14 protein-coding genes are annotated in these 21,792 nt (G+C 73.5%); 7 read left to right on the forward strand and 7 right to left on the reverse strand.

Annotated features, from left to right (window positions below):
• Positions 1 to 7 precede the first annotated feature (7 nt).
• Positions 8 to 433: a glutaredoxin domain-containing protein gene (locus tag ACIBW6_RS01975; protein WP_399055507.1), complete on the forward strand. Its 426-nt coding sequence runs from the start codon at positions 8 to 10 to the stop codon at positions 431 to 433.
• 309 nt (positions 434 to 742) lie between these two features.
• Complete coding sequence (locus tag ACIBW6_RS01980; RefSeq protein ID WP_399055509.1) at positions 743 to 2,953, forward strand: MMPL family transporter; 2,211 nt, start codon at positions 743 to 745, stop codon at positions 2,951 to 2,953.
• Positions 2,954 to 3,290: 337 nt separating this feature from the next.
• On the opposite strand, the gene ACIBW6_RS01985 is transcribed toward ACIBW6_RS01980, so the two are convergent.
• The 5 genes from ACIBW6_RS01985 to ACIBW6_RS02005 all read right to left on the reverse strand — a co-directional run bounded on the left by ACIBW6_RS01985 (position 3,291) and on the right by ACIBW6_RS02005 (position 9,961).
• Entirely contained in the window at positions 3,291 to 4,730 is a 1,440-nt protein-coding gene (locus ACIBW6_RS01985; RefSeq protein ID WP_399055511.1) for a family 43 glycosylhydrolase, read from the reverse strand.
• Positions 4,731 to 4,827: 97 nt separating this feature from the next.
• Positions 4,828 to 5,769 carry a carbohydrate ABC transporter permease gene (locus tag ACIBW6_RS01990; RefSeq protein ID WP_399055513.1) on the reverse strand — a complete coding sequence of 314 codons (942 nt, stop codon included), beginning with the start codon at positions 5,767 to 5,769 and terminating at the stop codon, positions 4,828 to 4,830.
• Positions 5,770 to 5,771: 2 nt separating this feature from the next.
• Complete coding sequence (locus ACIBW6_RS01995; protein WP_399055515.1) at positions 5,772 to 6,680, reverse strand: carbohydrate ABC transporter permease; 909 nt, start codon at positions 6,678 to 6,680, stop codon at positions 5,772 to 5,774.
• Between the two features lie 27 nt (positions 6,681 to 6,707).
• Entirely contained in the window at positions 6,708 to 8,051 is a 1,344-nt protein-coding gene (locus ACIBW6_RS02000) for an extracellular solute-binding protein (RefSeq protein ID WP_399055517.1), read from the reverse strand.
• An 83-nt stretch (positions 8,052 to 8,134) separates the two neighbouring features.
• Positions 8,135 to 9,961 (reverse strand): glycoside hydrolase family 2 protein, encoded by a 1,827-nt coding sequence (locus tag ACIBW6_RS02005; protein WP_399055519.1) that lies wholly within the window; start codon positions 9,959 to 9,961, stop codon positions 8,135 to 8,137.
• Positions 9,962 to 10,112: 151 nt separating this feature from the next.
• On the opposite strand from ACIBW6_RS02005, the gene ACIBW6_RS02010 reads away from it, so the two are divergent.
• From ACIBW6_RS02010 to fxsT, 5 genes are all read left to right on the forward strand, one after another.
• Positions 10,113 to 11,135: a LacI family DNA-binding transcriptional regulator gene (locus ACIBW6_RS02010; RefSeq protein ID WP_399055521.1), complete on the forward strand. Its 1,023-nt coding sequence runs from the start codon at positions 10,113 to 10,115 to the stop codon at positions 11,133 to 11,135.
• Positions 11,136 to 11,253: 118 nt separating this feature from the next.
• Positions 11,254 to 12,453 carry a hypothetical protein gene (locus ACIBW6_RS02015; protein WP_399055523.1) on the forward strand — a complete coding sequence of 400 codons (1,200 nt, stop codon included), beginning with the start codon at positions 11,254 to 11,256 and terminating at the stop codon, positions 12,451 to 12,453.
• 84 nt (positions 12,454 to 12,537) lie between these two features.
• Positions 12,538 to 14,085, forward strand: coding sequence for a hypothetical protein (locus tag ACIBW6_RS02020; protein WP_399055525.1), 1,548 nt, complete (start codon positions 12,538 to 12,540; stop codon positions 14,083 to 14,085).
• On the forward strand, positions 14,082 to 15,164 hold the full coding sequence (locus ACIBW6_RS02025) for an AAA family ATPase (RefSeq protein WP_399055527.1): 1,083 nt from the start codon (positions 14,082 to 14,084) through the stop codon (positions 15,162 to 15,164). Before ACIBW6_RS02020 ends, ACIBW6_RS02025 begins: the two co-directional genes overlap by 4 nt.
• Positions 15,157 to 19,656, forward strand: coding sequence for an FxSxx-COOH system tetratricopeptide repeat protein (gene fxsT / locus ACIBW6_RS02030; protein WP_399055529.1), 4,500 nt, complete (start codon positions 15,157 to 15,159; stop codon positions 19,654 to 19,656). The genes ACIBW6_RS02025 and fxsT overlap by 8 nt, the downstream gene beginning before the upstream one ends.
• An 18-nt stretch (positions 19,657 to 19,674) precedes the next feature.
• On the opposite strand, the gene ACIBW6_RS02035 is transcribed toward fxsT, so the two are convergent.
• Both ACIBW6_RS02035 and ACIBW6_RS02040 read right to left on the reverse strand, forming a co-directional pair.
• On the reverse strand, positions 19,675 to 21,495 hold the full coding sequence (locus tag ACIBW6_RS02035; RefSeq protein WP_399055531.1) for an HEXXH motif domain-containing protein: 1,821 nt from the start codon (positions 21,493 to 21,495) through the stop codon (positions 19,675 to 19,677).
• Between the two features lie 41 nt (positions 21,496 to 21,536).
• Entirely contained in the window at positions 21,537 to 21,704 is a 168-nt protein-coding gene (locus ACIBW6_RS02040; RefSeq protein ID WP_399055533.1) for a hypothetical protein, read from the reverse strand.
• Between the last annotated feature and the right edge of the window lie 88 nt (positions 21,705 to 21,792).

Below are 21,792 nucleotides of genomic sequence, written 5' to 3' on the forward strand. Positions count from 1 at the left end.
GCGGATCATGACGCGCGCCTGGATCCTGCCGATCGTCCTGCTGCTCTGCGGCGCCGCCGCCACGACCGGCCCGGCCCTGCGGGGGGACACGGGGCCGGCCGTGGCGTACGCGGTGGTGTTCCTCGTGCCGGCCGGGGTGTGCTCGCCGCTGGTCTTCCCGCGCTCGATCGGCGCGGAGGAGGCGCGGCGGCGCAGCGCAGCCGACGGCCGGCCCGTCGTCTACTGGCGGCCCGGCTGCACGTACTGCCTGCGCCTGCGCCTCCGGCTGGGCCGCCGGGCCCGCCGCCTGCACTGGGTGAACATCTGGCGGGACCCGGCGGGCGCGGCCGCGGTCCGGGCGGCCAACGCCGGCAACGAGACGGTCCCGACCGTCGTCGTCACGAACCGCCCCCACACGAATCCGGATCCCCGGTGGGTGCGGGAATTGGTGTGAGGGGGCGACCTTGGCGCGGGTGTTGTGAGCGGTGCTCTGACCGTCTCCTGCCTGCACTTTTCCACCCAGAGCCGCACGAACGCCTGCACCCGGGGTTCTACACGCATCACACACGACTCCTCCCCGGGTATGACACCCGCCGCCCGTGCCTACCGCGAACGCGGGTCGGGAGTCCGGCTCAGAGGCTTACCCCCGGGCGGGAAGCAGCGGAGACGATGGAAACAGATCCTGCCGACCACCCTGACGTGCGACGACGCACATCCGGGCGGTCGCCGCCGCCCTCATGAAACCGACGGGAGCCCTTTCGCCGTGGCTACGTTCCTGTACAGACTCGGACGGCTGTCCTTCCGGCGCCGCCGCTATGTGGCGCTGCTGTGGGTGCTGCTGCTCGGCGGGATCGGCTTCGCGTCGTCGGCCGCGCCCGCGCCGCCCGCCGACTCGTTCTCGATGCCCGGCACCGAGGCGCAGAAGGCCTTCGACCTGCTGGAGCAGAAGTTCCCCGCGGCCGGCGCGGAGGGAGCGACCGCCCGCGTCGTCATCCGCGCCCCGCAGGGCGAGAAGCTCACCGACCCCGCGCCCAAGGCCGACGTCCGGGACCTGGTCTCCGCGCTCGGCCGGGGCCCGCAGGTCTCCTCGGTCGCCGACCCGTTCAAGGCGAACGCCGTCAGCAAGGACGGCACCACCGCCTACGCCTCCGTGTCCTACAAGGTCGCCTCGACCGAGCTGACCGACGCGGCCCACGACGCCCTCACCAAGGCCACCGACGACGCCCGCGCCCAGGGCTTCACCGTCGAGTCCGGCGGTGACGCGGTCCAGGCCGACCAGGAGATGGGCGGCAGCGCCGAGCTGATCGGCATCGCGATCTCCGCGGTCGTCCTGCTCATCACGTTCGGCTCGCTGGTCGCCGCCGGCATGCCGCTGCTCACCGCGATCATCGGTGTCGGCATCGGCGTCTCCGGCATCGCGGCGCTCGGCAGCGTCCTCAACCTCTCCAGCACCACGTCCACGCTGGCGATGATGATCGGCCTCGCGGTCGGCATCGACTACGCCCTGTTCATCGTGAGCCGCTTCCGCGCCGAGACAGCCGAGGGCCGCGCGGGCGAGGAGGCGGCGGGCCGCGCGGTCGGCACCGCGGGCTCCGCGGTCGTCTTCGCGGGCCTGACCGTCATCGTCGCCCTCGCGGGCCTGTCCGTCGTGAACATCCCCATCCTGACGAAGATGGGCCTCGCCGCGGCCGCGACCGTGGCCATCGCCGTCGTCATCGCCCTCACCATGATCCCGGCGCTGCTCGGCTTCGCGGGCAAGAAGGTGCTGCGCCGCAAGGAGCGTAAGGCCGCCGTCCCCGCGCAGGCCGCCGCGGCCGGCAAGCCCAACCTGGGCACCCGCTGGTCCCGCTTCGTGATGCGCCGCCCGCTGACCGTCCTGCTGGTCGCCGTCCTCGGACTCGGCGCCATCGCGGTCCCCGCCACCAGCCTCGAACTCGGCCTGCCCGACGAGGGCTCCTCGGCCCCCGACAGCACGCAGCGCAAGGCGTACGACATGCTGTCCGAGTCGTTCGGCGCCGGGTTCAACGGCCCGCTGACGGTCACCGTCGACGGCCGGGGCGCCGAGGCCGCCGCCAAGTCGGTCGGTGCCTCGCTCGCCAAGGTCGACGGCGTCGCCGCGGTCGCCCCCGCGCAGGTCAACGAGGCGGGCGACACCGCCATCATGTCCGTGGTGCCGACCACGGGCCCGAGCGACCACGCGACCGAGGAACTGGTCAGGACGATCCGCTCCGAGGCCGGCGGCTGGGAGGCGCAGACCGGCGCGGACGTCCTCGTCACCGGGCAGACGGCCATGACGATCGACTTCTCGCAGACCCTGAACGACGCGCTCGTGCCCTACCTGCTGCTCGTCGTCGGTCTCGCCTTCCTCCTGCTGATGCTGGTCTTCCGCTCGATCCTGGTCCCCCTCAAGGCGGCGCTCGGCTTCCTGCTCTCGGTGGCGGCGGCGCTCGGCGCCGTGGTCGCGGTCTTCCAGTGGGGCTGGCTCGCCGACATCGTGGGCGTCGACCAGCCCGGCCCGATCATGTCGATGATGCCGATCTTCATGATCGGCGTGGTCTTCGGCCTGGCCATGGACTACGAGGTCTTCCTCGTGACGCGGATGCGGGAGGCCTATGTCCACGGAGCGCGGCCCGGCGAGGCGATCGTCACCGGGTTCCGGCACGGCGGCCGGGTGGTCGGCGCCGCCGCGATCATCATGATCAGTGTCTTCTCCGGCTTCATCATGGAGAACGACGACATGATCAAGATGATGGGCTTCGGTCTGGCCGTCGCCGTCCTCTTCGACGCCTTCGTGGTCCGCATGGCGATCGTGCCCGCGGTCATGGCGCTGCTCGGCAAGGCCGCCTGGTGGCTGCCCCGCTGGCTCGACCGGCTGCTGCCCAACGTCGACGTCGAGGGCGAGAAGCTCCGGAAGGACCTGGCGGCGGCCCCCTCCGCCGAGGACGACCGGGAGCTGGAGCCGGTACGCGGCTGAGTCAGGAGCCCTCTTCCAGGCGGCGGGCCCGCTCCGGTGACCGGAGCGGGCCCGCCGCTGTGCCCCGCCGTCCCCAGCGAAGACGCCGTCCCCGGCGAGGGCGCCGTCCCCGGCGAAGGCGCCGTCCCCGGCGAAGGCGGCGGCCACGTTCGGACACACCCGCACAGTGCCGTGACCGCCGCCCGGACGCACCCGCCCGGCAGGTCGCCGGGGCGCATCCGATCCCTCAACTCCCGCGGCGGGCCCGGGGTGACGGGCCGCCCCGCCGTCCCCCCGGACGGCTGTCGGCTCGCTCACCTGTCCGGGACCGGGCGTCCCGGACCCGGGGCGGGCGGCGTCAGTCGGTGTAGACCTCGGCCCGGTCGACGCTCACGAACGCGGCCCCGGACGCACCGCTCCGCTCGCCGGTCACCCGGACCCGCACCGTGTGCGTGCCGGGTGCGAGACGCGGGCTCAGGTATTGCAGCGTCTCCCCGGTGCGGATCGCGCCGTAGTAGTCCACGCGCTGCTCGGGGCCGCCGTCGACGCTGATCGCCGCGATGCCGTTGCCGGTGTCGCGGACCGAGAGCAGGGCGATCCGGGTGCCGGTGAAGGTGTAGGTCGCGCTGTTGCCCGCTTGGTCGCTCCAGTGGTCGTCGCCCCAGAAGCACTGGGCGGCGCAGCCCGTCCCGGAGTTCCAGCTGCCGGTGTACGCGACCGAGCCGGCGCCGCTGGAGCGGCCGTCGTCATTGATCCAGTAGGTGCCCGAGCCCGGGTCGCCCGCGGGCAGGTCCTGGGTGGCGCCCAGGGCGAGCGGGACGCCGAGGTCGGGGCTGCCGTCCGCCTTCCAACTGATCTTCTGGGCCCGGGTGGTGCGGTTGCTGTAAGTGTTCACCGACGTGGTCTTGGCGTGGTAGATCAGCCAGTCCTGAGTGCCGTCGGGGGAGGTGAAGAAGGCGTGGTGCCCGGGGCCGAAGACGCCGTGGCCGTCGGCGCGGGAGAAGACCGGCCCGGCGTGCTGCTTCCAGTTGCCGGCGACGAGCGGATCGGCCCCGTCGGCCAGGGACATCATCCAGACCTGGTAGTCGGGCTTGCCGGTGTCGCAGGTCGAGTACGTCATCCAGGTGCGGCCGTTGCGGTGCAGGAACTCGGGACCCTCGCGGACCTCGGGGCAGCCCCCCGCGGCGTCGATCGCGCTCGCGGCGCCCGAGACGGTCCAGGGGTTGGCGAGCGGCGCGATGTTCAGGCCGTTGTGCTGGTATGCGTTGATGCCGCTGTACGCGAGGTAGAGACGGCCGTCGCGCTGCAGGATGCCGGGGTCGATCGCGAAGTCGTCCGCGTGGTTGGGCGGGGTGAGCTTGGCCTTGAAGTGGTAGGGGCCCGCCGGGTCGTCGCGCTCCGATTCCAGGACGTAGAGGCGGTGGTGGTCGTCCGTGCCGTCGTCCGCGGTGTAGTAGAGGTACCAGCGGTTGCCGGAGCGGTAGAACTCCGGCGCCCAGATGTGCTGGTTGCGGGTGCTGCCGGTGTCCGTCCAGACCGTGATCGGGTCGGCGTCGAGGAGGGTGGCCAGCGAGGGCGAGCGCCACATCCGGATGCTGTCGCCCTGGGTGGTGGTGAGGTGGTAGGCCCCGTTCGCGTAGGCCAGGAAGGGGTCGGGTCCGGTGTTGAGTGGATTGCGGAAGGTGCCCCCGGCCGCCGCCGGCGCCCGGCCCGCCGCTCCGGCCTGCGGTGCGCAGACCAGTCCGACGAGCAGGGCCAGGAGGGCGGTGACCAGGGCGAGACGGGGCCGGGTGCGCATGAGCGGCTCCTTACATCGATGTAAGTCTCACGGCTTCAGGACGGTAGGGAAGGGGTGCGGGGCTGTCAACGGGGCGCGGGCGCACCCGCGTTGTCCCTCACTGGCCACCGAGACCGGTGGTCGCCACCGACTTCACGATGTGCCGCTGGAACAAGAGGAAGACCACGACGAGCGGCAGCGCGGCGAGCACGGCCGACGCCATCGACTGGGCGTACTGGATGCCGTACGCGTCCTTCACCGTGGTGATGCCGACGGGCAGCGTCATCAGCGACGGGTCGGAGGTCGACACGAACGGCCACAGGAAGTTGTTCCACGCGCCGATGAACACGAAGATCGCGACGGCGGCGAGCATCGGCCGCGACAGCGGGAGCAGCACCGACCAGAAGATCCGCCAGTGCCCGGCGCCGTCGATCCTGGCCGCCTCCTCCAACTCCTTGGGTAGCGAGTCGAAGTGCTTCTTCAGGATGAACACCATCACCGGCGCGACCGTCTGCGGCAGGATCACCGCCGCGTACGTGTCGAGCAGGTGCAGCGTCAGCATCTGCTGGAACCACGGCACGATCAGGATCTGCGGCGGCACCAGGACGGCCGCGACGGTGAGGACGAACAGCCGGCGGCGCCCGGCGAACGCCGTGCGCGAGAACGCGTAGCCGGCCATCGCGGAGACGAGCACCGTGATCACGGTGACGGCGGCCGAGATGATGAGGCTGTTCAGCATCCACAGCGGCAGGTCGCCGCGCTCCCACACGGCGCTGAACCCGTCGAAGGTGAACCCGTTCTTGGGCCAGAACCAGTGCAGCGGGTCGCTCGCGTCCTGCTCGGTCTTGAACGCCGTGAGCAGCGCCCACGCCATCGGCAGGAGCCAGACCAGGGCGCCGACGGTGAGGACGGCGAGCGCGAGCACGCGGGCGACGCGGCTCTCGCCGAGCGTCAGGTTCGTGCGGGAGCGCCCGGTGCGCCGCGGCGGTCTCGGCGGCGTGATGGGCCTGCGCGCTCGCGGCTCGGTGGTCGGACGGGCCGGTGCGTCGGTTGCGGTCATGGTCACTTCTCCCGGCTGCGGAGTGCGAAGAACTGGGCGGCGGAGGCGAGGACGACGAGGGCGAAGAAGATATAGCTGATCGCCGAGGCATAACCGAGCCGGTAACCGGTGAAGCCGACGTCGTAGACGTACTCCACCAGGGGCCGCGTCGAGTTGTTCGGGCCGCCCTTGGTGAGCAGGTAGACCTGGTCGAAGACCTTCAGCGACGCCAGCAGCTGGAGGACGGTGATCACCACGGTGATCCGGCTGAGCTGCGGCAGCGTGATCGAGAACAGCCGGCGCCACGCGCCCGCGCCGTCGATCGCCGCGGCCTCGTAGAGGTGGTCGGGGATCGACTGGAGCGCGGCCAGGTAGAGCAGGAAGTTGAAGCCGACCGTCCACCACAGGGTGGCGAGCGCGATGGCCCACAGGGCCACCGACTCGTCGCTCAGCCACGCGACCCCGTCGAGACCGACCTTGTCCAGGAGGTGGTTGTAGAGGCCGAGGTCGGGCTGGTACAGCCAGATCCACAGGAGGCCGACGACGCCGACGGGCAGCAGGTACGGGGCGAAGAACGCGAGCCGCCACACCCACTGGCCCGGCACCCCGGTGTGGACGAGCAGCGCCATCCCGAGCGCCACCACGACCAGCGGGACCGTCGAGATGAGCGTGAAGAGGACCGTGTGCCAGAGCGCCTTCCACATCTCGGCGTCCTGGAACGCCTCGGTGAAGTTGTCGACGCCGATGAACGACGGGGTGTGCGCGGACAGGGCCCGGTCCGTGAGGGACATCCAGAGCCCCTGGCCGAGCGGCCAGAGCATGAACACGGCGAACAGGACAAGGAAGGGCAGCGCGAAGAGCAGGCCGGGGGGAAGCAGCCGGCGCACCGCGGGAACCCCTGGCCGGGGTGAGGCGTGGGGAGAAGAGGACATCGTCGTGCCTCCTAGGGGCGTGGCCGGTCAGGCCGGGCTGGGCTTGGCGAGGAAGGTGTTCAGGCGCCGCACCATCGCGCGCGCCGCACGGTCGGGGGCGAGTCCGTCGAGCAGGGCCTGCTGGAGCACCTGCGACATGGCGTTCTGGAAGTCGGACCCGGCTCCGGCGAACCAGGCCGCCGGGTCCAGGACGACGTGATCGGCTGCTGCCTTGTAGTGGGCCTGCGGCAGCAGCTCCGCGTACTCCTTCGTCCTGGTGACCGGCGTGTAGGCCGGGATGTGGCCCGCGGTGCCCCAGATCTGCCCGGCCTTCAGGAGCGCGGCCACCGCGCGGTGCGTACGGCGGCGGTGTTCGGCGTCGGGGTGGGGGTGGTGCGGGAGCACGAAGCTGTGCGAGTCGGCGTAGACGGCCGGGGTACCGAACACGGTCGGGAACGGGGCCGCGCCCACGTTCTTGTCCGCGCCCCGGAACGTGCCCAGCTCCCACTCGCCGGAGAGGATCATCGCGGTCTGCTTGTTGTTGAACGCCGCCATGCCCGCGTTGTAGTCGAGCCGCCCGGGGTTCACCCGGCCGTCGACCAGCCTGGCCATGAACGCGATGACCTCGGCCATCCGGTCCACGTCCACCTCGGCCGGGCCGCCCTGCGGCACCTCGAAGACGCCGCCCGTCTGCTTGTACAGGCCGTAGAACAGCCGCCAGCCCTGCGCGGTGTCGGTGACGTACCCGAAAGCGACGCCCTGTTTCCCGGACGCCTTCGCCAGTTCCCTGCCCGCCGCGAGGAACTTGTCCGGCGACGAGAACGCGTCCGCGTCGAGCGTGCCGTCCGCCGTCAGCAACCCGGCCTTCTTCACCGGCTCCGGGTGGAAGAACGTGATGAACGGGTGGGTGTCGAGGGGGATCGCGTACGTCTTCCCCTCGTACTGCGTACGGGACCACACCGCGTCGGTGAAGTCCTCGCGCCGCACGCCGTACTCGGCGAGGACGTCCAAGTCCCACGGGTCGACGAGGCCGCTGGGCGCGTACCCCGCGAGCCGCGACATGTGGCAGACGGCCACGTCCGGGCCGCGGCCGCCGGCCGAGGCCATGGCGAGTTTCGTGTAATAGGGGGTGCCCCACTCCAGGACCGTGCGCTCGACGCGGGTGCCCGGCATGTCGGGCCGCGCCTTCTTCACCATCTCGTTGAGCAGGCCGCCGTCGGCCCCGCTGAACAGGTCCCACAGGCGAACGGCCGAGTCGTCGGCCGCCAGCGCGCTGCCGCAGCCGCTGAGCGCTCCGGCGCCGAGGACCGTGGTCCCGGCGGCGAGTGCGGCCGCAAGCGCGCGTCGTCTGGTGAGTGCGGGGCGACCGACGGGTGCGGGTGTGCCGGTCATCAGGCTCCTTCCCCGGGGGACGGCGGCGGGCGGGCCGCCGTCCCCACGGACGTACATCGATGTAAAGAACGGGAACGAAGAACCTAGCGCGGGTTCTCGAAGGCCGCGGGGCGCCGCTGCGCGTCCCGCAGCAGAGCGGTGTCGACCTTCTCGCCGCGGTCGAAGCGGTAGACGCCGTTGCGCTCCTGGAAGACGTCCGTGAGCTGCGTGTAGCAGTAGCCGAACATGTCCGGGTCGTCGAGCAGCACGCCCGTCAGGCCGATGAACCGCCGCACGAACTCCTCGGCGCTGCGCGGTCGTTCGCCGTACCCCCACGACTCGTCGCGGGCCTCGCCGGAGACCTCGGCGGCCGCCTGCGCGTCCCACCAGATGCCGCCGAACTCGCTGCAGAAGTAGGGCTGGCCGCGGTACGGCAGCGACCAGGGGCGCCCGTCGGGGCCGGCGTTGACGTACGGCGCGCCGTCGGCAAGCCCGCTCATCGCCTTCGCGAACTCGGCTGGGTCCTGCTCGTAGTTGTGCGAGTCGTAGACGTCGGTCTCCAGGACCCGGTGGGCGTAGCCGGAGGCGTCGATGACCGGCCGGGTGCCGTCGGCCTGCTTGGTGGCGAGGAACATCGCCCGCGTCACGTCGTCGAGCTGGGTGAGGCGGTCGTGCAGGTGCTGGTACGTCTCGTTCAGCGGGCACCAGCCGACGATCGAGGGGTGCGAGTAGTCGCGCTCCACGGCCTCCAGCCACTGCGCGACGTAACTGGCGTCGGGCCGCTGGTTGTCGTCCCGGACGCCGACCTCGCAGCCCCAGTCGCCGAACTCGCCCCAGACCAGGTAGCCGAGCCGGTCCGCGTGGTACAGGAACCGCTCCTCGAAGACCTTCTGGTGCAGCCGCGCCCCGTTGAAGCCGGCGGCGAGGCCCAGTTCGATGTCGCGGACGAGGGCGGCGTCGCTCGGCGCGGTCATCAGGCCGTCCGGGTAGTACCCCTGGTCGAGCACGAGCCGCTGGAAGACGGGCTCGCCGTTCAGCAGGAGCCGCTTGCCGTCGACGGAGACCGAGCGCAGACCCGCATAGGACCGCACGCGGTCGACCACCCCGCCCGCGGCGTCCAGGACCTCGAAGGTGAGGTCGTACAGGTGCGGGTCGGCCGGCGACCACACGCGCAGCCGGTCCGCGGGCACCGTGAGCGCCAGCCGGGGCGTGAGGTCGAGGTCGGCGCGGGCCTCGGCCGTCACCACGGCGCCCCGCTCGTCGCCGAGGGTCGCGCGGACCCGGTGCCCCGGCGCGTTCCCGGTCAGCGCCGCCTCCACGAAGAACGAGCCCGAGGCCAGGTCGGGCGTGATGCGCGGGCGCTTCAGGGCGACGGTGCGCGGCACCGGCTCCAGCCACACGGTCTGCCAGATGCCGGTCGTGCGGGTGTAGTGGCAGTGCGTGTTGGCGTACCAGGTGGCCTGCTTGCCGCGGGCCTGCGGGCCGTGCCGGCTGTCGCGGGCGCGCACGACCAGCGTCACCTCGCGGCCGGGTGCCGCGACCTCGCCGAGGTCCGCGGTGAACGGGGTGAACCCGCCGCGGTGCCGCGCCACTTCCACGCCGTTCGCCCACACGGTGGTGTCGTGGTCCACGGCTCCGAAGTGCAGGAGCACCCGGGAGCCGGTCCAGTCCGCGGGGACCGTCACGGTCCGGCGGTACCAGACCGCCTCCAGGAAGTCGGTGTCGCCGATCCCGGACAGCTCCGACTCCGGGCAGAACGGCACGGTGATCCGTCCGGACAGCTCGCGCTCGCGCAGACCCCGTTCGAGTCCGGTGTCGGCGCGGTCGGTCTCGAACTGCCACTCGCCGTTGAGATTGAGCCAGGCCTCGCGGGCGAACTGCGGCCTCGGATACTCGGGCCGCGGCAGGTCGTCGTGGTGCGGGACGGGCATGGTGCTCCTTGCCTCCGGGTGCTGCTCCAGTCGGTGCGTGGCTCATGGCACCATGGCGATTACATCGATGTAAATATCCGGGGCGGTACGAGATCCGGCCCGAAACCGATTCGTGATGGTCGATACGATCGCGGGTGGCAGACGGAAAGGAATGAGCAGCGTGGCGGCCAGACCCAGGATCAAGGACGTGGCGGAGTACGCGGGTGTCTCCCCCAAGACCGTCTCCAACGTCATCAACGACTACGAGCACGTCTCCGACCGCACCCGCGAGGTCGTGCGGGAGGCGATCGAGGCCCTCGGCTACCGCGTCAACATCGCCGGCCGCCAGCTCCGCCAGGGCCGCACCGGCATGATCACCCTGGCCGTGCCCGAACTCGACGTCGCCTACTTCTCCGAACTGGCCAAGCACGTGATGACCGAGGCCGACCGGCGCGGCCGGACGGTGCTGCTGCACCAGACCGGCGGGGCGCGCGAGCGCGAACTCGCCGCGCTGCACGGCTTCGACGCCCAGTTCACCGACGGCGTCCTCCTCAGCCCCCTCGCCCTGCTCCCCAGCGACCTCGCCACCCGCGACCGGCGGCTCCCCGTCGTCCTGCTGGGCGAGCGCCCCGCCGAGGGCAGCACCGACCACGTCGCCATCGACAACGTGCGGGCCGCGCGCGAGGCCACCGAACACCTGCTGGCCCGCGGCCGGCGCCGGATCGCCGTCGTCGGCGGCACCGTGCGCGGCCGCCAGGGCACCGACCGGCTGCGCACCGACGGCTACCGCGAGGCGCTGGAGCGGGCCGGCGTCCCCTTCGACAGCGCCCTCGTGGTGCCGGTGGACGCCTACCACTGGCAGGACGGCGCGCGGGCCGCCGCCGCCCTGATGTCCGGCGCCCCGCGCCCCGACGCCCTGCTCTGCCTCAACGACCACCTCGCCCTGGGCGCGCTGCGCGCCCTGCACGAGCGGGGCGAGAGCGTGCCCAAGGACCTGGACGTGGTCGGCTTCGACGACATCGAGGCCTCCGGGTTCAGCGTGCCCAGCCTGACCACGGTCGCCCCGGACAAGAAGGAGATCGCGCGGGCCGCCGTCGCGCTCCTGCTCGACCGGATCGAGGAGCCGGCGACCGGCCCGCTGCTGGACCACGTGGTGGGCCACGAGCTGAAGGTCCGGGAGAGCACCGGAGGGTGAGCCCCCGTGCGCCCCCTCGTGCGTACGAGGCTCTTCGTCACGCCGGGTGCGACGGTTACGATGAACTACTGAGTGAGCCTCATATGCCGTGGCCCACGGGGGAGTTCGCGGAGGATCCTTGACGAGCGTGCTGTTCATCCACGGCACCGGGGTGCGCGCACCCGGCTATGCGCAGGCGCTGCGCGCGGTGCGCGCGGGCCTGTCCGCCGTGCGGCCCGACGTGACGGTGGCGGAGTGCGACTGGGGCTCCGCCCTCGGCTCGTACCTGCGGGCCGAGGGTGCCTCCATCCCCGGATACGCCCCGGGCGAGCCGGCCGTGAAGCCCTCCCCGCAGGACGAGGAGCGCGCCCGCTGGGCCCTGCTGTACGCGGACCCGGACGCGGAGTTGCAGCTGTTCGCCCTGGCCGGGCAGCAGGCGAGCGCACCCTTCCTGCCCGGGGCGCTGCCCGCGGGACGCCAGCTGTGGACCTGGACGCAGCAGGTGGACCGCGCGGATGCGGTGCGCGAGGCATGGCGGGCGGCGGGCCTCGGCGCGGGACCGGCCGACGACGTGGCGGCGCTGCTCGCCTCGGCCGTCTTCCGGCGGGCCTGCGACGCGGCGGACGGCGCCGGAGCGGCGGGCCTGGCCCGCCTCACCGGCCGCTCGCTCGCCGCACGCGCCCTGGCCCGCCACCCGGGCGGCCCCGGCGCCGTCCCGCCCGCCGCGCGGGACGCGCTCGTCGCCGCCGTCGTCGACCAACTCGGCGGTGAGGAAAGGGGCGTGGGCGATCTGCTGAGCGCGACGGCGGGCGCCTGCGCGCGGCTCGTCGAGCGGGCCGGCGGCTCCCGGTTCGTCGTGGGCCGGCGCAGCCGGATCAGCGAACGCTCCCTCGGCTTCGCCGCGGACATCCTCAGCTACCTCGTGCGCGGCGCCGCCGTGCGGGCCTTCGTCGCGGACCTGGCCCGGCGCCTGGAGCCGCCCGTGGTCCTCCTCGGCCACAGCCTCGGCGGCATCGTCGCCTTCGACCTGCTGGCCGGGGAGCCCGGCACGGCCCCCGAGGTCGCCCAGCTGGTCACCGTCGGCTCCCAGGCGCCGCTGCTCTACGAACTGGACGCCCTGCCCTCCCGCCCGTACGGCACCGGACTGCCGGCTGCCTTTCCGGGGTGGCTCAACATCTACGACCGGCGCGACCTGCTGTCGTTCGTCGGCGCGGACCTCTTCGGGCGGGGCGTACGCGACGTGGAGGTGGACAACGGCCAGCCGGTGTCCGCCGCCCACGGCGCGTACTGGACCAACCGGCGCCTGTACGAGGTGCTGGCACAGGAACTGCCCGGGTGACGCCGGATGTTACGCAGTGCGAGGGGGACGCACGTGCCGCAAGGCGCAGGAGGACGGCAGGAGAGACAGCGGACGCTGCGGGAGATGGTCGAGGCCCTCGGCACGTCCACCCCGCTCGCCGACGAACGGGGACGGCTGCAATGGGCCCGTGAACTGGCCGACGAGTTCCCGGACCTGGACCTGGAGGGATTCCGCACCGCACGCCAGGCGTTCGCCGAGGCCGTACGGCACTGCAGCCGGGTGGAGGACGGCCTCGAACGGCTCGTGGACACCACCGAGTTCGTGGCGCCCGCCGTGGCCGCGAAGCTGCGCCCGCTGCTCGACGAGTGGCACGCCATCGACCTCTACCGCGGCCGCGACTGGTCCGCCCTGCGCGACGGGCTCGACCTGGCCCTGCCGGAGCTGCCCGCCCTGGTGGCCGCCGCCACGCACGACCGGATCCGGCTGCCACGGCACTGCCGCTCGGCCTGGCACGCCTTCGTGCACCTGGCCTGCCACAACGCGCCGGTCGGCGGCCTCGAACCGAGCATGGCCCTCCTGGAGCACCTCATGCTGCGCCCCGAGGCCGCCCACCTCGTCGGCGAGATACGCGCCTGGAACGACCACTTCGCGCAGGACTGGGGCAAGAGCGACGGGGCGCAGGGGCTGCGCGCGCTGCGGGCCAAGCTCTCCGGACGACCGGATCCGGCCGCCCCTGCGGAGCGGAGCGCGGAGCGGGGCGCACGGAACGGCGCCGCCTTCGCGGAGCCGCACGTGCCGGTCATCCGGCTGTTCATCAAGGTCGCCCCGGACCTGCGCCCCTCGGACGCGCACGTGGCGCGTCAGGGGCGGCACGAGGCGCACTACCGGGTCTCGTCCCGCGTCCGGTACACCGAATCCGTGCGCCTGCACCAGGAGGACTGCGACCCCGTGGAGCCCGTGCCGCGCAGCAGGCTCCCGTACGCCGTCGCGGACCTCCTGTCGGCGACGGCCGAGCTGTGGCAGTCTCGGGACGAGAACGTCGTCCTGGAGTTCTTCCTCCCGGCGGAGCTGCTCACGGAGCCCGTCGAATGGTGGGACAGGGATCCCCGGCTGGGGCATTCCAACCCGCTGTTGAGCAAGTACCCGTGGGTGTACGTGCACAGCCTCGAACGGATGCAGCGGCGCGATCTGCACCACGCCTGGCGCAGGCGGTGGACGCGCTTCAAGAGCGACCCGGGCGGCGGGCGTGCCCACTGGTGCGACCCGCAGGGCCGCCCCGACCCCGAGCACCTCGCGCTGCTTGATGCACGGATCGGCAAGGAGGAGGGCGTGGTCTGCATGGTGCTCAGCGACACTCCACGGGCCGGGGACGGCACGGGCTCGCACGAACTGCGGCTCGGGCTCGACCTGGGCGTGCCGGTGATGGTGTTCCACCGCGCGCCGGACGCGCCGGAGGCCTTCCACGGTCTGGTGAAGGAGTTGTTGGCCGGGGAGGGTCTGGCCAACCTTCCCGCCGCTGCCCGACAGTGGAGGAGCGATGCGGCAGCGGGCACCGCGGAAGTGCGCGACAAGGCGTTGATCCAGCAATTGGGCGTGGTCTGGGACGATCCGCAGCAGCTCCTCGACGGTGACGCGTGCGCCCCCGCCGCCTTCGTAGGGGGGACCGAGTGAACGCGCAGGAGACCGACGGGCTGCCGTACCGGGGCAGCGGCGCGCCGCGCCCCCAGGGACCGTACGAGGAGCGGAGCTGGCCGGACGGCCCGCGCTGGCGCAGTTTCGGCGGCGGCCCGGTCCAGCCCCGGCCGCCGGACGACGACGAGGCCGACCGCAGGCTCGGCCCGGCCGACGCGCCGCGCACCCCGCCGGCCGACGAGGTGCGCCTGGTGAACGCGGCGATCCTGCTGCGCCGGCCGCTGCTGATCACCGGCCGCCCCGGAGTGGGCAAGTCCGCGCTCGCCTTCCGCGTCGCCCGCGAGCTGCAGCTCGGCCGGGTCCTCCAGTGGCCCGTCACCAGCCGCACCACCCTGGCCTCCGGACTCTTCGAGTACGACGTGATCGGCCGGGCCCAGGCGGGCCAGGCCTGGTACCTGGCCCAGCAGCGCACGGACGGCGCGCACCAGACCGAGGCCGGTGAACTCGCCACCGACATAGGTGAGTTCGTGCAACTGGGGCCGCTGGGCACGGCGCTGCTCCCGCACCGCATCCCGCGCGTCCTGCTCGTGGACGAGATCGACAAGTGCGACGTCGACCTCCCGCACGATCTGCTGTCGCTCTTCGAGGACGGGTTGTACGCCGTACCGCCACTCGTTCGTGTGAGCAAGAAGCAGCCGGAGGTCACCGTGCACACCGCGGATCCGGGCGGAACCGCTCGGATCACGGACGGAATCGTTCGCGCGCGGGCATTTCCCATCGTGATCATGACCTCGAACGGCGAACAGGAGTTTCCTGAGGCCTTCTTGCGCCGGTGTCTGCGTCTGGACATGCCGGACCCCGATGCGGAAGGGTTGGGCGAACTGCTCTCCGCCCACTTTTCCGACCGACTCGGTGACATGCACGGCAAGTTGATCCAGGACTTCACGTCCCGCAGCGAGCGCACCGACGGTCTGGCCGCCGACATGCTGCTGAACGCCGCGCACCTGGCGACCTCGGGCGCCTACACCTACGAGGACGGCGACGACGCCGAGTGGCAGGCCGTCCTGCGCGCCATCTGGCACTCGCTGAAGGCCGACGGGACCGGGATCGGTGACTGAACGCCCACCCGAGCCCGAGGGCCGGGGGCCGGACGCGCACGGCCCGCGTCGGCCCACCGGCCGCTCCCGCCTGCCCGTGGAGGAGCTGCGCTGGTGGGAGGTGGCGGACGCGCTGTGGATCGCCGAGCGGCACCCCGAACTCCTCGACCCGCCGCGCGCCAGCGCCCCGCCGCCCGCCCCGGCGGCGCGCCCGGCCCCGCCGGGGTCACCGACGCCGCCCGAGCCGCCGCGGGACGCCCCCGACCCCACCCCCGTACGGCAGGACGCCCCGGAGCCCGCCGCGGCCCCCGGGGAGCCGACCGGAACCGCACCACAGCCGTTACCTACACCGCACCGGAGCACGGAGCGGGACCACGCGGACGACGCGGAGCCCGCGCCCCGGCGGCGCCCCGGTCGCTGGCGCGCCGCGGGCCCGCGCCGCCGGCGGGGCCCCTCCGCCCGGGACCTGGGGCGCGCCCTGCGGCCCTTCCGGCAGCTGCGCAGGACCTCGCCGGCCGACGAGGTCGACGAGGAGCGCACCGGTGAGCAGTTCGCAGAGGCGCCCTGGCTGCCCCCGGCGCTGCGCCCGGCGCCGGAAGGGCGCTGGGACGTCGTGCTGGTCGTCGACGGCGCACCGCAGATGGCCGTCTGGCGAGCCACCGCCGACCGCCTCGCCGCCGTACTGCGCCGCTACGGCGGCTTCCGCGACATCGTGCTGCGCCGCCTGGACACCGACTCCACCGGCGGCGTGGTGCTGCGCGGCCCCGGGCGGCGCGGCGCCACCCACCCGGTGCGCAGTCTCGTGGACCAGTCCGGGCGGCGGATCGTGCTCGTGCTGACCGACGGCGTCGCCGCCGCCTGGCGCAGCGGGGCCGTGCACAGCGCGCTCGCCCAGTGGGGCAGGCACCAGCCGCTCGCCGTGCTCAGCACCCTCCCGCAGCGGCTCTGGCACCGCACCGGGCTGCGGCCCGAGCGGGTGCGGCTGCACCTGGCCGGCCGCGGCGCCGCCGGCGAGACGGTGCGCTGGGAGCCGGCGCAGCCGCACGGCGCCGAGGAGTGGGTGGCGCCGCTGCGCCGGGACCACGCGCTGGCCGTTCCGGTCCTGGAGGTGTCGGGGGAGTGGCTCTCGCCCTGGGCCCGCTTCGTGGCGGGCGAACAGCCGCGCTGGACGGAGGTCGCCGCCCTCATGGTGACGCCCGGCCCGGCGAAGGACCGGGACCGGTCCGAACCGGAGCCCGACGCCCCGGACGCCACGGCCGCCGAGCAGGTCGGCCGGTTCCGCGTCTGGGCCTCGACGGAAGCCTTCGACCTCGCCGTGCGGCTCGCCGCGGTCCAGCTCGACCTGCCGGTGATCACCGCCGTGCAGCGCGCGATGCTGCCCAGGTCGGAGCCGGTGCACCTGGCGGAGCTGCTGATGAGCGGCCTGGTCGAGGTGTTGCCGGGGGACGAGAGCGCGTACGTGTTCCGGCCGGGCGTGCGCGAGGAGCTGCTCGCGGCCGGGACGAAGCGGACCACCTTGCAGGCCTCGCGCCGCGCCGCGGAGGTGCTCGCCTCCCGCAGCGGCGCGGCCCGTGAGCTGCTGGCCCACTACGACGGGCGGGAGCAGCCGCCCGAACCGGAGGTGACGGCGGAGAACGCCCGCTTCCGGGCGGTCGAGCACGCCGTGCTGAGCGTGCTGGCCGGCGAACACCTGCCGAGGGCCCGGCGGCTGGGCCGGCTGATCGCGGCACACACGAAAACGGCACCACCGACGGACGCTGGGGAGCGTGGCGGAGTGATATCGGACGAATCATCCCGAGGCACAATGAAGCACCATAGTTCGCAAAACGGCCCGAATCGCACTGATTCTCCCCGCTCCCCGCACCCCCCGACCGCCGTCACCACCGGCCGGGGGCCAGGCGCACCGGGCCCGCTCCAAGGAGGCACGCCAGTGACCACGGTCGTCCCCGGGACCGCCGCCCCCGCCGCCGAGACCCGTGAGGAACCGGGCGGCGCGACCTACCGGACGCGCGCGGTCCGCCCCGCGATCCTCGGCAACATGCCGCCCCGCAACCTCGTCTTCACCGGCCGCGACGACCTCCTGCAACGGCTGGAGGACGACCTCGGCCAGGGCCCGACCGCCGTGCTGCCGCACACCCTGCACGGCATGGGCGGCGTCGGGAAGTCGCAGCTCGCCCTGGAGTACGTCTACCGCAACGCCGCCCGCTACGACGTGGTGTGGTGGATCCCCGCGGAGCGGCCCACACAGATCGCCCAGGCACTGGTGGAACTCGCGCTCCGGCTCGACCTGCCGGTGACCGGCGAGGCGAACACCGCCGTGCCCGCGGTCCTGGAAGCGCTGCGCACCGGACAGCCGTACGCCAACTGGCTGCTCGTCTTCGACAACGCGGAGAGCCCCGAGTCGGTCCAGAACTACTTCCCGCTCACCTCCGGCGGCGGCTCCGCCGGCTCGATCCTCGTCACCTCGCGCAACCCGCAGTGGAACACGCTGGCGCACCCCCTGGAAGTCGACGTCTTCAAACGCGAGGAGAGCATCCAGCTGCTCCAGCGGCGCAACCCCGACCTCCCCGACGACGAGGCCGACCGGCTCGCCTCCGTCCTCGGCGACCTGCCGCTCGCGGTCGAGCAGGCCTCCGCCTGGCGCGCCGAGACCGGCATGCCCGCCGAGGACTACCTGAGACTGTTCGAGGAGAAGCGCGCCGAGCTGATGGCGGTCTCCCCGCCCACGCAGTACGAACAGACCGTGGCGACCGCGTGGAACGTCTCGCTCGACCACCTGGAGGGCAAGAACAGCGCGGCCCTCCAACTCCTCCAGGTCTGCTCCTACTTCGCCCCCGAACCGATCGCGCGCTCGCTCTTCTCCGGCGCCCCCGTCGAGCCGATCGCCCCGGACCTGGACCGGGCCCTGACCGACCCGCTGCGCCTGGGCCGCGCCATCCGCGAGATCAACCGCTACTCCCTCGCGAAGATCGACCACCGCACCAACTCGATCCAGATGCACCGCCTGGTCCAGGCCGTGCTCAACGCCCGCATGTCCCAGGAGCAGCGCGACCGGATGCAGCACGGAGCCCACCTGCTGCTCGCCGCCGCCACCCCCCGCGACCCGCAGGACCCCTCGCACTGGGGCCGGTTCGGCGAGCTGTACCCGCACGTGGTGGTCTCCGAGGCGATGCGCTCGCCCTCGCGCCACGTACGCCAGATGGTGCACGCGGTCGCCGAGTTCCTCTACTACTGGGGCGACCACGAGGGATCGCTGGACTTCTCCCAGCGGGCCTACGACAGCTGGTGCGAGCTGCACGGCGAGGACGACCGCCAGACCCTGATGCTCGGCCGCCACCTGCGCTACGTGCTGTGGGCCCTCGGCCGCTACCGCGACGCCGCCGCGCTCAGCACCCGGATGCTCTCCGTCCTGGAGGAGCGGCCCGGCTCGGACGTGGACGACGAGTTCCTGCGCGTGCGCGGCCTCGCCGCCTCCGACAGCCGGGCCAGCGGCGACTTCACGGCCGCCCGCGGCATCAACCAGGAGGTCTACGAGCGGGCCGTGCGCGCCTACGGCGACGACGACCCCGAGACCCTGATGCACGCCCACAACCTCGGCGTGAGCCTGCGCGTCAACGGCGACTTCCGCGGCGCCCTGGAGCTGGACCGCCAGACCTGGCGGCGGCGCACCCAGATGTTCGGCGAGGACTCGCTGAGCAGCATGCTCACCGAGTCCAGCATCGCGCTCGACCGCCGCGAACTGGGCGAGTACGTCGACGCCGTGCAGCTCTTCGAAGGCATCACCGAGCGCTACCAGCTGCAGATCGGCGCCAACCACCCCAACACCCTGCGCAACGTGGCCCGGCTCGGGGTCTCCCTGCGCAAGGCGGGCCGCCACGCGGAGGCCGCCGAGCTGACCCGGCGGGCCCGCAAGGAGCTGCTCAGCCGGTACGGGCCCGAGCACCCCGACTCCCTGGTGGCCTCCCTCAACCTCTCGGTCGACCTGCGCCAGTCCGGCGAGCTGACCGAGTCGATGCGGCTCGGTGAAGCCACCCGGGACCTGTTCGCCCGGGTCTTCGGCGCCGACCACCCGCACACCCTCGAAGCCGAGATGGACCTCGCCATCACCTACCGGCTCCTGGGCAAGGTCGACGAGGCCCGCGCGCTGAACGAGTCGGCGCTCGCCCGGTGCACGGCCCAGCTGGGCGACGGGCACCCCGACGCCCTGGTCTGCCGGATCAACCTGGCCAGCGACCTGTTCGCGCAGGGCGACGCGGCCGCCGCCCTCGCCCTCGACGAGGAGACCCTCCAGGCCGCGAAGGAGAGCCTCGGCGAGAACCACCCGACGGTCCTCGTGCTGATCAGCAACGTCTCGCAGGACCTCAGAGCCCTCGGCCGGCTCGCGGAGTCCGAGGAGCTGCGCCAGGCCGCCGTCGAGGGGATCGGCCGGGTCCTGGGCGAGCAGCACCCCGCGCACGCCGACGCGGTCGCCTCCCGCCGGGCCAACTGCGACATCGACCCCATGCCGATCTGACCGGGCGGGGCCGCCCGGTCAGCCGGCCGCCAGCCCGTCCAGCCAGCTGACGAACGCGAGGGGGCCGGGCCCGGCCCCCTCGCCCCGGCACACCGCGCGGTGCACCGCGAGCGCCAGCTCGGGCTGCGCGCGGGCGACGTGGCCGGGGCCCGGCGGCCCGGACGCGCGCAGCGCCAGCAGGAGATCGGCCCACGCCGACCGGTCCGGCGCGGCCCCGGACAGCGCCGCGACGGCGGCGCGGACCGCACCGGCCGCGTCACCCCGTACGAGCAGGGCCTGGGCGGGGCGGGCGTCACGGGGCGGGTCGGTGTCCGCGCGGCCGGACAGCCGCATCCGGTAGAGCGCGGCGACCACGTCAAGGCGCGGCACCTCCGGGTCCGGGCAGACGCGGGCGGTGCCGGTCGCCCGGGGCGTCAGCGGCGCGGGCCAGGCGTCGGCGAGCGCGGCCACCGCCGCCGGGTCGGGCGCCATGTGGTGCAGCCGCCAGCTCATCGTGTGGTGGTCGGCGGCGTCCCGTGCCATCGCGGCCACGGCGCCGGACGGCTCAGGCCCCTGCCGCGTCACCGACTCCCGCAGCCGCCGCACGACCCGGCGCCCCAGCTCGGTGAGGCCGGCGTGGGTCTCCAGGCGGGCCAGGACGCGCAGGAGCTGGCGTCGCCACAGCGCGTACTCGAAGCGCGCGGCGGCGCGGCCCGGCGCCGCGAGCCCGGCCCGGCCGCGCCAGAAACGGGTCACGGCCGTGAACGCGTAGACGCCCTGGAGCAGCCCGCGCAGCGGGCGCGGCTCGTCGCGCCAGGGCGTGTAGAAGAGGGTGTCGTCGTCGGGCTCGTACAGCTGGTACAGGTGCATGAGCATGCTCAGTTTGGTGTGCTGGATCTCGTGGGCGAGGACCTCGGCGAGCTGCTCGGCGTCCCCGGGCCGCGCGGAGGCCAGACGCCCCGCGCCGTCGCCCGAGGTGGCGCTGGTCAGCCGCTCGCCGCCGGTCCTCGTCACGGGCTCGACGCTGTGCAGCAGCTCCGCGACGTCCGTCGCGGACTGCGTGTCGGCCGCCGCGAGCAGCGGCGCCGCCGCGTGCAGCAGCTCGGTCCAGCGGTCCGCCTCGTCCGCGGGCAGCCGCCCCGGCGGCCTGCCCTGCGCGGTCGGCACCACGCGGTGCAGCCCCAGGTCGTCGAGGAGCACCGAGCGGGGGGCGCCCAGCGAGGTCAGGGCGACCCGGCGGGCCGGTTCCCAGCCGGGCCCCGCCGCGGTGCACGGGTCGGGGACGCGGACCGTGTGCCCGTCGACGCGGACCTCGATCCGGCCGCCCGCGCCGGTGACGTGGGCCCGGCTCCAGGGGGCGCCGCCGGGCACGACGGCGCGGCCGGCGCCGGGCAGCCACACGGTGCCGTGCCGGGCGGGCACGCGCAGGGCGAAGTCGGCGCCCGTGAGCAGCGCCGCCGCCGCGGCCAGGGCGTGGAAGTGCCCGGTCTCCACCCACAGCGGCGCGGGCGCGGCGGCCGGCGGCGCCGTGCCGCGCAGGGCGCGCAAGGTCCCGGCGAGCCACAGCCCCGTCTCCGGCGCCATCAGGAGCCCCTCGACCGCGGCGTGGTCGCGCCGGTCCGCGTCGATCAGCAGCCGCCACGGCTCGTCGGCCGGATCCAGCGGCCCCACCGCCCACGGGTGCTCGCGCAGCAGGTCCAGGAAGAGGTCGACGAGGAGCAGCCGGTGGCTGCGCTCGGCCCGCCACAGGTCCCGCAGCACGCGGGGGCTGCCGCCGCCCGCGGCCAGCGCGTCGAAGTCCGTGGCCGAGAACCCGTGCCGCCGGGGGCCGGTGGGCGGCCCCGCGGTCTCAGCGGCCATCGGCCGGCCCCGGCCCCCCGTCCGGTGCCCGATGGCACCGCTCAACTCTTGTCGTCACCACCGAAGTTGACGTCCGGGTCGTCGAGCTTGCGCAGCAGTCGTCGCTTGCCCTGTGCCCGCTCGGCTCCGGTATGCGCGCGTAGCTGCTCAAGCGTCCATCCCCCGAGGTCTACAAGCTCCGACTCGACAGCGTTGTCGGCGTGATCCATGGTGCCGTGGCCCTCCCAGCATCCGGGTCGCCGATGACGCCGACGCCGACCCCTTGTGCTCCATCATGTCCCTTGCACTCCTGCTCGG

Source organism: Streptomyces sp. NPDC049813 (genome assembly GCF_044465085.1).
In the GTDB taxonomy this organism is placed as follows: Bacteria; Actinomycetota; Actinomycetes; order Streptomycetales; family Streptomycetaceae; genus Streptomyces.

Bases quoted from the DNA above. Each gene is read 5' to 3' on its own strand.
- ACIBW6_RS01975 (WP_399055507.1), top strand. From the start codon at position 8: ATGACGCGCGCCTGGATCCTGCCGATCGTCCTGCTGCTCTGCGGCGCC.
- ACIBW6_RS01985 (WP_399055511.1), bottom strand. From the start codon at position 4,730: ATGCGCACCCGGCCCCGTCTCGCCCTGGTCACCGCCCTCCTGGCCCTG.
- ACIBW6_RS01990 (WP_399055513.1), bottom strand. From the start codon at position 5,769: ATGACCGCAACCGACGCACCGGCCCGTCCGACCACCGAGCCGCGAGCG.
- ACIBW6_RS01995 (WP_399055515.1), bottom strand. From the start codon at position 6,680: ATGTCCTCTTCTCCCCACGCCTCACCCCGGCCAGGGGTTCCCGCGGTG.
- ACIBW6_RS02000 (WP_399055517.1), bottom strand. From the start codon at position 8,051: ATGACCGGCACACCCGCACCCGTCGGTCGCCCCGCACTCACCAGACGA.
- ACIBW6_RS02005 (WP_399055519.1), bottom strand. From the start codon at position 9,961: ATGCCCGTCCCGCACCACGACGACCTGCCGCGGCCCGAGTATCCGAGG.
- ACIBW6_RS02010 (WP_399055521.1), top strand. From the start codon at position 10,113: ATGAGCAGCGTGGCGGCCAGACCCAGGATCAAGGACGTGGCGGAGTAC.
- ACIBW6_RS02020 (WP_399055525.1), top strand. From the start codon at position 12,538: ATGGTCGAGGCCCTCGGCACGTCCACCCCGCTCGCCGACGAACGGGGA.
- ACIBW6_RS02035 (WP_399055531.1), bottom strand. From the start codon at position 21,495: ATGGCCGCTGAGACCGCGGGGCCGCCCACCGGCCCCCGGCGGCACGGG.
- ACIBW6_RS02040 (WP_399055533.1), bottom strand. From the start codon at position 21,704: ATGGATCACGCCGACAACGCTGTCGAGTCGGAGCTTGTAGACCTCGGG.